Source organism: Methanosarcina baikalica (assembly GCF_031461075.1).
In the GTDB taxonomy this organism is placed as follows: Archaea; Halobacteriota; Methanosarcinia; order Methanosarcinales; family Methanosarcinaceae; genus Methanosarcina; species Methanosarcina baikalica.
Genome location: NZ_JAVKPK010000041.1, coordinates 1 through 13,143 on the forward strand (window position 1 = coordinate 1; position 13,143 = coordinate 13,143).

Consider the following 13,143-nt stretch of genomic DNA (forward strand, 5'->3'; position numbering starts at 1 on the left):
ATTCTCGCTATAATTCTCGCTATAATTCTCGCTATAATTCTCACTATAATTCTCGCTTCCCTCATCAGATTCGGGGACGTACCAGTCGTTGCCCTGGATTCCCTGATCCCCATCAGGTTCCGGAATAGACTCAAGGGTATTGTTTTCCCAGTTATCATAAGGCTCCTGGATAGTTCCTAGCTGCTGGGAAATGTCTGTCCTGTTCACACTTATGTTCTCCGTAAAATTTTCCTCTCCCCCGTACCACCTTGAGGGCAGGGAATAATCCAGATTGCTATTATAAGTAGCAGGAAGGAAATATCGAGTCCCTCTTTCCTGCAGAGCTTCCACAAAACCAGGATCGACTTCATCAAGCTTCGCCTTACACACAGCAGCCTCATCTAATTTCTTTATGTTGTAAAGGGCAAAACGCTTGTTGTAAAGGGTTGAAGCTGAGTTAGGGTCAATTGCAAGAGCACTGTCATAACATGCAATTGCTTCTTCGACTTCCCCCATCACATTGTGGATGTACCCTTTGTTATACCAGGCCGTGATGCAATCCGGTTTAAGCTGGATCACTTTGTCGAAGCAGTTCAGGGCAGCATTATTGCTGCTTATTGTTAAATAAGCACATCCCTGGAAATACCAGGCTGTAGCATTGTCGGGATCATATTCCAGGGCTTTATTGTAGCAATCAATGGCTTCCTGAGATTTCTCAAGCTTGTAATAAGCAAATCCTTTATTGTTATATGCATCTACATTCGAAGGATCCAGCTCAAGACTCCTGTTGTAGCAGTTTATTGCTCCCTCGAAATCTCCGCCTTTTTCCAGAGCTTTTCCCTGTCTATAAATTATCTCCCTGTTGCCTGGTGAAATTTCAAGCATTCTCTCATAATTTTCAGCAGCTTCCTTATACCTGCCAAGCTCCTCAAATAAAGAGGCTTTATCAGCCAGAATCTGTGAATTATCAGGCTGAAGCTGCAGGATTTTATCGTAGTCTGCCAGCGCGTCATCGGATTTACCGGATTTCAACAGATCAAGAGCCCGGCTCTTCAGAGCTTCAAGGTTTTTAGGCTGAGAATCAAGGAGAGCGGTGTAACAGGAGATTGCCTCCTCGTACCTGCCGAGGTTTGAGAGGGCCAGACCTTTTCCATAGAGAGCCTCTGAATTGCTTGAGTTCAGAGCAAGTACCTGATCATAGTAATTGACAGCCTCTTCCGATCTCCCGAGATCGCTTACAGCAGAAGCTATCCCGTACCAGGCAGTACTTGACTGGGGATTAAGGTCCAGGGCTTTTTTGTAGCAATCCAAAGCTTCCTCGCTCCTGCCGAGCCTGTCAAGCATCGCGCCTTTTTCATACCAGACTTCAGGGCGTGTAGAGTTAATCAGGAGGACCATATCATAAGAGGCAAGGGCATCCTCATAAAGTCCAAGTTTACTATAGGTAGAAGCTTTCCCATGCCATGTCGCATCATAATCGAATTCCGAACTAAATAAGTTCAGATTTTCGGAAAATTCCGAATCATCCTCTGAATTCGCATACCTGTAGTCCAGAAGATAAGACCAGAAGCCTCCTGCAAGTGTCTGGCCTGGATTGGCATCTGCGCTGTTATTTGTAACAGGCCCTGATACCGGAGTTTCTGTTGAACGCAGTTCAACGTTTTCGTTCAACTTAAAACGGGCAGCAGAATACCCTGGATTGATCAGGAGAGTCTGGTTGTAGCAGTCTGAGGCTTCCTCATGCTTTCCGAGTTGATCAAGGACAAGGCCTTTATTGTACCAGGCATCAGCACTGTCCGGGGCAGCGATAAGGACCATATTGTAGCACTTGAGCGAGTTTTCGTATTCTCCAAGCTTTGCCAGGGCAAATGCCTGACCGTACCATGCAAGTGTATAGTTTTCATCAAATTCGAGAGCTTTATCGTAGCTTTTTACCGCACCTTTGTAGTCTTTGATTTTTGAAGAGTCGAAGCCCTTCTTGTACCAGACTTTTGCGTACCCGGGATCCAGCTTCAAGGCTTGATCATAACACTCAGCCGCCTCTTCATATCTACCAAGCCTGTCAAGGTCCAGGCCTTTCATGTACCAGACCACAGCATATCCTGACTCGGTTTCGAGAACCTTGTCATAACACTTAAGCGCAGCCTCATAATTTTCAAGCTTATCAAAAGAAAGCCCTTTATCGTACCATATCTTGACTGCGGAAGACTTAAACTCAGGAGTTTCAGGGTAAGACGGAAGCTCAGATTCGTAAACGCTCAGATTTTCGAGCAGGTCATCTCCGATTTCCTCCACTTCAATCCCCATATCCAGGTTAAGGGCCCTGTCATAGCAGACTATTGCAGCATCATACTGTCCGGTCTTATTAAGCAGATAACCTTTACTGTACCAGGCTTCGCGGTTGCCAGGGTTGTAGGCCAGGACTTCATCGTAGCACTTAAGCGCTTCATCGTTTCTCCCAAGCTTTTCGAGGCATAAGCCTTTTCTCTTCAAGACATCGAGGTTTTCAGGCCCTGAAAGAAGAACAAAATCATAACAATCAAGAGCTTCCTGATACATTTCCATTCTTTCAAGATTCACACCTTTATTGTACCAGGCATTTATCATATCAGGATTAAAGGAAATTGCCCTGTCATAACACTCTATTGCAGCTTCGTAATTGTCGGATTTGTCAAGAATTATTCCTTTCTGGTACCAGAGTTCATAGTCGTCAGGAGTAATATTCAGAGCTCTGTCAAAGCATTTCATGGCGTCGTCGTATTTTTCAAGCCCGGCATAAGCCATCCCTTCCATACGTAGAGATCTGGAAGAATTTGAGTTCAGTTCAATAGAGTTATCATAAGAAACCAGGGTTTGCTGGTCAAGGTTAAGCTGCTCAAAAGCAAGGGCTTTCCGGAACCAGATTGTGGAAAGGTAGGTATCCTCAGCGCGGCTTTTATCATAACAGTTAATAGCCTCGATATAGTTGCTTAGCTCGAAAAGTTCATTACCTTTATCATGCCAGTTCCCGGAAGAAACCCAAAAGGTTGCGAGAGCCCTGTCATAAGAGTTAATTGCTTCTTCATTTCTTCCTAATCCGGCCAGAGAACATCCTTTTCCATACCAGGCTATTGAAGAATTCGGCTCAATCTTAAGTGTATCGTTATAGCAGCCCAAAGAAAGCTCGTATTCTTTCAGAGAATATAATGCATGGCCTTTATCTATCAGGCCTTCTGCGGAAACCGGGTGTTGTGCCATTACCTCATCAAGACCAGGAGCAGCTTCAGTCCCATTGCTATTTCCAACAACCAATTCATGGCTTGCAACAGCTCCTGCAGCAGGTAAAAAACCTGAAAAGAAATATAACATGAAAGCAAGGAGAATTAACGAATTTATGATCAAATTATTTTTTTTAATTGAGCTCATTAAATACCCCGATTTATTCTAATGAGTTCTTATTGAAAGTTTTCATAACGATTCGTTCACTATTATTTACAGTCACTATCCTGTGTAGTTTCATAGCTGCGTAAATGATAACATTTAAAGAATAAAAGTAACTAGATAAATTCCTTTTGCTCCTCCCAGAGATAGTTTTCCCAGTTGGAATAGGTCTTTCTGGAATAGGTCTTTCTAATACAGTTCTCACAAATTATTACTTACTTTTAGGAGTTCTTCCATATATAATTTATGCAGTCTAAACAGAATTATCAGATTTCTACTATATTTAGCGTAACAGTATATTATTGGTATAGAAATAATAAATAGTAAGATAAAGTTGTTAATGTAAGTACAGCCCCAAAGGTCAGAGAGTTTTTATAAGCAAAATCAAATAAATCTTAAATACCGCAAATATACGCAAAGTATTATATCTCGAGATTCCTATTGCAGAAGCATGCAGAAGGAAGACCTGGACTATTTCAGAAAATGGTTTCTGGATTATGTAAACCAATTTTCTTCTCCTGACTCTTTTATCCAGGAAAACATCAGGCTGAAAATCGAGCATACGGCAAGAGTTTGTGAAAATATCCTTTTACTTGCTAAAGCTGAAAAAATTGGAGAAGAAGGTTACAGGCTCGCCGAAACAATAGCTTTATTTCATGATCTGGGCCGCTTTGAGCAGTTTATGAAATATAGAACGTTCAAAGACTCGGAATCAGAAAACCATGCCCTCCTTGGGGTAAATATCCTGAAAAATGCGGGAATTCTTTCCAACCTTCCCATAAAAGAGGAGAATTTCATTATAAAAGCTGTGGAATACCATAATCTTATGGAAATTCCCGGATGTGCAGAGAGCTTCGAAGAACTTCTTTTTTACTCAAGACTAATCCGGGATGCGGATAAGCTGGATATCCTGAAACTTACGAGTGAAGATTATGAGAAAGAGGAAAAATACAGGAACCCGGTCCTTGAGTTCAATATGCCCGATACGCCCGGATGTTCAGAAAATATAGTTGAGGATATTCTGAATAACAGGATGGCAAAGATAGGAGACGCCAGAAACCGGAACGATGTAAAACTCCTTCGCCTTAGCTGGATTTTCGACATTAACTTTCCTGCGACTTTTGCTCTTCTCAAAGAACGCAGATACCTTGATACTATTTTGTCCTCCCTGTCAGGAACAGAAGAAGTGTATATTATACGCAGACATCTAGACAACTGTTTGAATAAATCGGATTAAACCGGGATAAAAGAAGGAGACGAACAACATAAGAAGTTTGAAAAATCATTTATCTGGATAAGGGGAATTCACTCTGCAATTCACTCCATGTATCTTCTGCGGTATTCACTGCCCAGACTGCGCCGGTAATCCGAACGAACCTGGTTTCTTGACTGTTCCTCAAGCATTGATTCCAGGGGATCGTATTTCAGTTTTTCCTGTCTACAGCGATTTTTTTCCTCTATCATATTAAAATCACCCCTATATTCATCAATTAAAAAGATATTCTTGTTTTATTTATACTTTTATGTAAATTTACTGTTTCATCGTTTAAGTAGAGTTCGCAATTCGTCTTTCAGGCCCAGTACCCAAAAAGTTCAGGTCCTATCGATTGCCTTGAGTCCGGAAGGCTGTCCAATAAATTCCACTTCAATGCCAGGAAGCTCGCGCAGCCTGGAACATAAAGCCTCCATACCAGGGTTTTCCGTGGCATAATGAGTAGCGTCAATCAGGCAGAGGTCCCCGTAAGCACGGAGAACCTCATGCTTAAGTTCGGAAGATACAAAAGCATCAATTTTATTTTCCCTGGCAATTTCAAGAAACTCACTCCTGAAACCACTGCCTCCGATGACCATTACCCGCCTGATATCTTCTTGTTCTCCGGCATACATTACAGGAGTTTGCAGGCACTCTGAGACGCGGGCTGCCAGTTCAGCAGAAGAACATGGTTCGATTTCACCGATCCTGCCAATTTCCGCAGTTTCTATGTTCCTGAGCCCGAGCCTTGCAACAAGCACATCATTGATCCCTCCTTCAGCCCTGTCATAATTTGTGTGCATGCTGTAAAGGGATATCCCATTCTCAAGGGCAATCCTGAGGGACTCTGCAAGAGTTTTTGATATTTTGTTAATCGGATGGAAGATCAGGGTGTGGTGAGTAATAAGCAGATCTGCTCTCATTTTTGCGGCTTTTTTAAGGACGTAAGAATTGGCATCGAGGGCGACTGCGATCCTCTCTACATTGTTTTCCAGGCCAAGAATTAGCCCAATCCTGCCTTCGTCAAAGTCGTCAGCAAGTTCAGGTGGTGCAATTTCTTCGAGAATTTTTACAATATTTACAAGTTCCATGAAAAATACCTCCGGCAGCCGGACGAAGCTGGGTTCTCCTAAGTTATATTTGAAAATGCCTTCCCCTTGTTCGGCCAGGGACACACAGCCTTAAAAAGAAAACACCTCTGATATTAGAAGCTTATTGAAGTTTTTCCAAAATATTACAAAAAATTGAAATACCTTATACTAAGATATTTTATAGAGTTTAAACAAAATCTCTTATTAAAACGACCTTAAAAATAAATCTCGAAAATCAGCTAATTACAGGATTTGAAATAATAAAGTTCGATTATAATCAGAAAACGGTGAAATCCCATTTCTAAAAGTAATTGAGGGTTAATAAACTATAAATTATGAGGGATGTGCTGGGGCAAAGACAATGCAGCGAACAAATAGAATATGGCTGTGGCAATAGGACATTTAATAATAATTTATATCATCTATCTCTAAATATTTAAGGGGCCGTAACTATTACAGAAACTCAACATGCATGCTTCCAGTGCGCAGATCCAGTATAACAGCGTCAAATTCAAGGAGGGTAACTATGTCTAAAAAAATTGCACTGATTGCATTACTTGCCGTTTTCGTCTTCTTTGGACTCTCAACTGCAGCCGTTGCGGCAGATGACTTAGAGTGGGAAGAGAAAATGGATGCATCAAAATTGTATTGGGGAGATTCCGTAACAGTTGACGGTTATGTAATAAAGGCGGAAGATTTCAACGAAGACAAGATGGTATTCATTTCAATCTCAAAGGATGGAGAAAAACTAAAGACTGCTCCTCTTTCCGTTGGGTTGGAAGTGATATATAATGACGAGATAAAAGTTTATGCCCAGCAGATAGATCCCAATTACGAAATCATCACTAAGCACGGAAAGGAATTCAAGACAGGAAATTGGAATCCTTATGCTGAATTGGATATTCTTATAAAAGGAAAGCCGAATTTTGACATAGACGTTGAAACTGAAAAAGATACATATGATTCTAAATCCACGGGAGACAGTAGAATCGATGTATCTATAAAAGTTAAGAATGATGGGAAAGCAAAGGCTAAAAATGTGGTGTTGACTGTCGGCACAGCCGGAATGGAGATACTTAAAGGAAAAGAGAAGTACACATTTGCCGAAGTGCTTAAAGACGAGACTCTTGAACCCATGAACCTTACATTGAAGGCGCCAACTCCCTGGGTAGATACTGACCTTAATATAACTGCAAAAACTACATGCTTGGATGTAAGGGACAAGAAGTATGAAAATGTAGGTTCCAAAATCATAAAAATAGAACCAAAATGGGGCCTTGTTATTTCAAAGAGTGTTACTAAAAATAACCATATGGGAAAGCCTATACATGTCTCGGTGAGTGTCCGAAACGACGGGCTCTGTGATATAAACAATATCGTACTCAAGGATTCTATTGCTTCCGAAATGCACTCACAAAAAGCTGTATCACTCGATAAGACGCTTTCTCTTAAATCTGGAGAATCAGCTGAAGAGGTTTTTGAGTATACACTAATTCCTGAAAAGCCGGGAGAATTTACCTTCCCGAAAACCATAGCTACTTTTACTCTTCCCAATGGGCAGAACGAAGAGGTAGGTTCTAATAATTCGGAAAATGTAAAAATTTATGGGCCCGAAGTATCAATTACTAAAACTGTTGACAGGGAGCAACTGGACTCCGGAGATAAACTGACTGTAACGGTCACTGCAAAGAACACCGGAAACGTTGATGCAAGTGTAACAGTAACCGATACCATACCTCCAGAAGCTAAACTCATAAGTGGGGAAACGAGTTTGAATTATGTCCTTGGAAGCGATGGCGATTCAAAGACTACGACTTATATGATGCAGATGAACAAAGAAGGGGAAATCAAGTTGCCTGCCTGTAAAGGAAGTTTCCTTGACCTTGATGGATATTCAGGAGAAGTCAGTTCAAACACTCCTGTTGTTTATGTAGGAATACCGATTTCCCTACAAGGAAGCAGTAAGCAGCCAGAGGGAGTAACGGAATCCAACCAGGTAAAAAATGAATCCTCAGTTCAGGCGCAAAATGAAGAGGATTCTGAAGATACCCCCGGATTCGGCCCTGTCCTTGCTATGGCAGGACTTCTTACGGTCACATGCATCTTAAGAAAGAGAAAAGTCTGATAAAACTTGAAGAACAATTTTAGGCACTCTGGACTTTTCAGGGCACCGATTTCCGCTTTTCAACATTTTTTATATTTTGGCTTAATAACTTTTATTACTTTTTTCATTACTTGACCTGATCTTTCCTGCCAGCTTTCAAAATCAATACGTTAATGCAAGCTTCTTTTTACCTTGAGACCCGTTTGAATAAAAAATAAAAATTTAACAATAAGAAAATAACTCTCTTCATGACTTTCCGAAAGTGAAAAAGCAGAAGTCGGAAAGTAAAAAACAGAGGCTCAATGCTGTCATTAAAAAAGAAACATCATTTCTTGATAAATCATTTCTTGATATGGGAAAAAGGGAACAAAGCATGAAAAAACTCCAAAACCAGCTTAAAGCGAAAACCCTGATTCTTACCCACGGAGATTCGGATGGGATCTGCTCGGCTGCAATTGCAAAAACAGCTTATCCTGACGCATATGTATATTTTACGAATCCGATTAGTCTTCTTGACGAACTAAAGCTTATAGAGTATGTGGAAACCCTTATTATCTGCGATATTGCAATCGATGAAAGACACTGCTCCGAGTTGCTTGCAGTGCTTAATGAATTTGCAGAAAAATGCAACCTTTACTATATTGACCACCACCCCCTTCCTGAAAGCTGTGAGAAAGAAGGCTGGTTCCACCATGATGTTGAAGCCTGCGCCTCCGAGCTGACCTACAGGCTCTTTGAGGATCGGCTGGACAATGATATGCGGAGAATAGCAATATACGGAGCAATTGGAGATTTCTGCGACAATACTCCCCATGTAAAGAACTGGGTCAAAGATTGGGACAAAAGGGGCCTCTATTTCCAGGCAGGAACTCTAACCCAGGCAATTCTTTATAATGGAAAGGAATACGAATTTAAGAGAAACCTGCTCGAGCCCCTTTCAAAAGATACGATCCCTTCAAACATCCCTGGGCTTCTTGAGCTTGCCAGGGAAGCTGCAATTAACGAAGAAAAGATCCGGCTCTTTGTTAAAGAAAACGTAGAAATCCTGAGAAATAGCGCGTATATTGTAAATACGAATAACTCCATTTCAAAGGCAGCGATCTATGCAGCCTCTTACGGCAGAAGGGAAGTGGGAATTGCAGCTGAGTACCGCGAGAGAAAGGACACTTATGACCTGAGTATCCGCTCCCGGGGAAAGGTTGACGTAAACCGTCTTCTCCGTTCAGTCGCCCCGAAATTTGGAGGAAGCGGCGGAGGACACCCTTTTGCAGCAGGAGCGCGCATCCCCGAAAATTCCCTTGAGGCTTTCCTCAGGGCTTTCGATACAGAACTCGGGAAAGCAAATGAGGTGATACACAATGGAAACCAGTAAGATTGCAGCTGAAAGCGGTATAAATCTTGAGATTGTATTTGTAGGCCGCTCAAACGTGGGCAAATCCTCCCTGCTCAGGGAGCTCTTCGGGGCAAAAGTAAGGGTTGGGAGACGTCCGGGTGTTACCCTGCGTCCCAGACACGCCCAGGCCTCGGACCTTCTTATTACGGATATGCCGGGCTTCGGGTTCATGAGCGGAGTAAAAGACCGGAAGCAGGATATTGTAAAAGACCAAACAGTACGCTATATCGAGGATAATGCCGAAAGGATCAAAATCGGGGTCCTTGTAATAGACGGCCCGACGTTCCCTCAAATAGTTGACCGCTGGGACTCGAGGGATCAGATCCCTGTAGACATTGAAATGTTTGATTTCCTGAGGGAAATAGGAATTGATACTATTGTTGCTGCGAACAAGATGGACAAAGTAAAAGAAGACGAGTATGACCCTCTCCTTGACGAAGTCGCAGGCCGCCTCGGGCTTGAGCCTCCCTGGCAGAATTGGAAACATCTGATAGCCCCGATCAGCGCCAAGAAAGGAGACCTGAAAGCCATAAAGGGCCTGCTTCGGGACAGGCTGCATGAAATGAAAAGAGACGACCTTTTCAAGTATGTTTGAATTTTTGAAAATTTCGTCGTTGTTTATAACTACCATGTAAGTTCGCTTCTGAGCGAATCTTACAATACTCAAAAAGCCTCTCTCCCGATTCGATAGCTTTCGGATCAGAGCTGAACAAACCTGTGGTAATGTCATATTCAATGTCGTTTTTTTGTACAGGCTTAAGGCCAGGCATTTATCCGTAACAATTAGTCTCATTTTAATATCTTCATTTCTATATTTTAATTTAAAATTTTTATAGCTTTTCAGTACTTCTACTTTTTCTGCATAGGGTGACTGCTTTAACTGATTGCTGTAGACACTAAGAATTTTTGTTCTTCTGTTATGGAGAATGACTACGCCAATATGATGATAGATGACAACTGGTGCAGTAGCTGCGATCAAACCATCGAAACTAATATAAATCATTGCTAAATTTTTTATGTAGGATAAAATCCTACACTTTATTTTATGGGTGCTTGGAGATTGTTATATGAAATCAATGACAAAAGCTTTAATGGCTATTTTTTTTGCAGTTCTTGCAATATTTCTGGTTTTCTTTTTAATGATTTATCAGCCTGGAGCAGGCATGTATGTTCGCGCAGATAAACTTCAGGACCCGCCAGAGAAATATGTGGAATTCAGTTTAGCAGATCTTGAGAAATATCCCTATGTTAAAGAAGCAGTGATAAATTCAGGAAAGGATATCAAAATTCCCTTCGATCACAATGAAGGTATGTCAGAATTTGGTAAAATAAGGTCAAGTAACGAAACTGATAATATAAAAGTTGATAACGAGTATTATAAGATACATTATTATTCAGCTGACTAACACTGAATCTAGTGAAAATGTAGGATTTTGATATTCTTTATAAATTAATATGAACCTTAATGGTACAGGTAGAAATAGGGCTATTTAGTACTTATGAAGTTAAAGCATATGGTCTTGATTGGCCTCACGACAGTATTGTTCAACATGAAGCTTCCCATAATTTTGATGCAGAAGATCAAAACTCCGTACTCCATCCTGAATGTATAATGAATTATGTTTATGCTCAACAGGGTACGAATATATGGTGTACTTCCTGTCGTAACACTGTAGATTATGGAATAGACAATTAATGAGCTTATCCCATAACTCAAAGCTGCTAATCCGAGTATAGGATTAAGAATAATCAATGAGTTTCTGATCATGGGAAATAGTCCTAAAATTCCTATCAATTTTGAGTATAAAGCTGGTTTTGAGATGAGCTCAACAACTATAGATAAAGAAATTGGGTGGGAACATGGAAGAAGTCAATAAAAAACTTCGCTATATAGGAATAACCCTTCTGATTTTAGCAGGACTTTTTATAACCCTACCATATCTTTTCATAGGTCCACCTATATCTTTTATTTTTGTTGAGAATGGAGACGAAACTAATCACACAGTATTTATTGAAATAGTTGATTCAGATAACAAACCAATATTTAAAGAGAGTTATAAACTGTCTCCTCATGAAAAAGTAACAGACTCTAAAAGTTTATGGCTATTGTTAAAGATGTCTTTCCCATTAAATAAAAATAATTATACGGTGAAAGCAACTTTGGAAAATAACACAAGTAAGGAGATGAACATGTCTTTGAATCCCTGGACTAGCTTGTTTATCTTAGTAATAGATGAGTCTATTTTTATTGACAAACTCCAAGTTTAACAGAAACGCAAATATTAGGTTTCTTAATCAAAGTTGAGCTGGTGCATCTTCCTGCAGGCAACGGGGTAAACCAAGTTTACAAATTCCGGATGATCAACTAGTGCTTCGATTCCAAAATCAATTCCTTATTTCCTGATAAAACCCGTGATCTTCGGATCTATTAAAAGTCAAGTTTTATGAACTTACTTCGGAATCACAGTACTAGGTTTCTGATCATGAAAAATAATTCTGAAACTCTTAGAATCTCTCATTATATAAGATGACCAAGATTTAAACAGAAATTATAACATAGAAATGAATTTCTATAAGATAGGAATTTATTAGTATAGGTGGGAATTTTTTCATGATGAAAAAATCAATTTATAAAATATTGTTTATCGCTGCTATTATTGTTTTTCTGATTATCGTAGTGCCCTTGGTACTGTTTACACCAACACACGTTGAGTCGAATATGTCAGTTAACGAAAAAACACCTGTTAAAGAGCAACAGGTAGCTGGTTTATTTATCGAATTTGAAAATGGGACTACTGAACAGGAAGTTAAAACTATTCTTGAAAATTCCAATATACCTATAAACTATAGTATAGATTACAATACTGACCTTAGCTCAGGAAGGCACTATGCAAAAGTAGAAAATGACAAAAAAACGGCTGTAGTAGATGAATTTAAGAAAGGAGAAAAATTTCCAGAACCTGGATTTCCTCCTGATATCAAAAAAGGAAATTACTATGTAATTGTATCCGAACAAGGTTTTGAAAACGAAAATTTTCTTAACGTGATGAAAAGAAATAATCTTCAGGTGAAAATGACAATTATTTGTTATATTTCTTTTGGAAATGAACCAAAAAATTGGATTCCAGAGAATGACGCAATCAGGATAAGAAATGAGCTTGAAGCAAATGAAGAAGTCTTTATTGTAAATTTTGACGGTGTTGTAGGGTAAAAAAAGAAGTAGCTACTTGGACTTCTAGCGTGGAAACTGGAGCATTGATCTAAGGATGACCTCTTTCTGTGAGCTTGCAATACAGATAATGGTATATGGAATTAAACCTGAGGGTAAATCCCCCCTTTTTAATATTTTTCAGTTACAAAAGTCATATTTGAATTTTTAGGGGGGTATAAATATTAAAAATTATCAAAAAATACTCATTTTTTTAGGAATTTCAATATTGGTTTTGTTGAGTTATTTTGTTATTTTCCCATACTTGCTGGTCGGATCTCCAACACCTCTATTTTATATAGATAACACTGATCTCCAGAGTCATGAAGTAATTGTTGAAGTATTTGATTCACATAACGAATCTGTATTTAAAGAAAAGTATGAATTAGCTCCCGAAGAGCACATAGCACAGCCTAAATCATTATGGCTGCTGCTTCGATGGTCGATGCCATGGTCTAAAGGAAAAGATATGTTATTCGACAGAGGGGGAGTATGAGTTCAAAGTTATTTTGGACGGCGAAATTGAGGACACCTGCAGAACACTGCCAACCGCCTGGAGTTCTGTAGATATACATATAACGGATAATTCCAGCTCTCCAATGAATATAGGAGTAATAACTGTGTAATCTGTTAAATCCGCAGGAAAACTAACTGTTGATTTGGTAATTTTGGGGTTTGATAAAGGAGTTTGTAATG

10 protein-coding genes are annotated in these 13,143 nt (G+C 39.8%); 7 read left to right on the forward strand and 3 right to left on the reverse strand.

The genetic code is table 11. The features are described from left to right. Positions 1-3,384 (reverse strand): tetratricopeptide repeat protein (locus RG963_RS10445; RefSeq protein ID WP_310576213.1); only part of this gene is annotated, 3,384 nt, incomplete at its 3' end. Positions 3,385-3,850: 466 nt separating this feature from the next. Here RG963_RS10445 and RG963_RS10450 point away from each other — a divergent pair. Continuing rightward, positions 3,851-4,636: an HD domain-containing protein gene (locus RG963_RS10450; protein ID WP_310576214.1), complete on the forward strand. Its 786-nt coding sequence runs from the start codon at positions 3,851-3,853 to the stop codon at positions 4,634-4,636. An 80-nt stretch (positions 4,637-4,716) separates the two neighbouring features. Here the strand turns inward: RG963_RS10450 and RG963_RS10455 are convergent, their stop codons facing one another. Continuing rightward, positions 4,717-4,863 (reverse strand): hypothetical protein, encoded by a 147-nt coding sequence (locus RG963_RS10455; RefSeq protein ID WP_310576215.1) that lies wholly within the window; start codon positions 4,861-4,863, stop codon positions 4,717-4,719. A gap of 129 nt (positions 4,864-4,992) precedes the next feature. Continuing rightward, positions 4,993-5,742 (reverse strand): Nif3-like dinuclear metal center hexameric protein, encoded by a 750-nt coding sequence (locus tag RG963_RS10460; protein WP_310576216.1) that lies wholly within the window; start codon positions 5,740-5,742, stop codon positions 4,993-4,995. A gap of 526 nt (positions 5,743-6,268) precedes the next feature. On the opposite strand from RG963_RS10460, the gene RG963_RS10465 reads away from it, so the two are divergent. From RG963_RS10465 to RG963_RS10495, 6 genes are all read left to right on the forward strand, one after another. Further along, complete coding sequence (locus RG963_RS10465) at positions 6,269-7,867, forward strand: BatD family protein (RefSeq protein WP_310576217.1); 1,599 nt, start codon at positions 6,269-6,271, stop codon at positions 7,865-7,867. A 352-nt stretch (positions 7,868-8,219) separates the two neighbouring features. Next, positions 8,220-9,218, forward strand: coding sequence for a DHHA1 domain-containing protein (locus tag RG963_RS10470; protein WP_310576218.1), 999 nt, complete (start codon positions 8,220-8,222; stop codon positions 9,216-9,218). Further along, the gene (gene engB, locus RG963_RS10475) at positions 9,205-9,834 is read left to right on the forward strand and encodes a GTP-binding protein EngB (RefSeq protein WP_310576219.1); all 630 of its coding nucleotides are present in this window, start codon (positions 9,205-9,207) and stop codon (positions 9,832-9,834) included. Before RG963_RS10470 ends, engB begins: the two co-directional genes overlap by 14 nt. Before the next feature lie 472 nt (positions 9,835-10,306). Then, on the forward strand, positions 10,307-10,645 hold the full coding sequence (locus RG963_RS10485) for a hypothetical protein (RefSeq protein WP_310576221.1): 339 nt from the start codon (positions 10,307-10,309) through the stop codon (positions 10,643-10,645). Positions 10,646-11,099: 454 nt separating this feature from the next. Beyond that, positions 11,100-11,507 carry a hypothetical protein gene (locus tag RG963_RS10490; protein ID WP_310576222.1) on the forward strand — a complete coding sequence of 136 codons (408 nt, stop codon included), beginning with the start codon at positions 11,100-11,102 and terminating at the stop codon, positions 11,505-11,507. Between the two features lie 343 nt (positions 11,508-11,850). Beyond that, positions 11,851-12,450 (forward strand): UPF0228 family protein, encoded by a 600-nt coding sequence (locus tag RG963_RS10495; protein ID WP_310576223.1) that lies wholly within the window; start codon positions 11,851-11,853, stop codon positions 12,448-12,450. Positions 12,451-13,143: the final 693 nt, after the last annotated feature.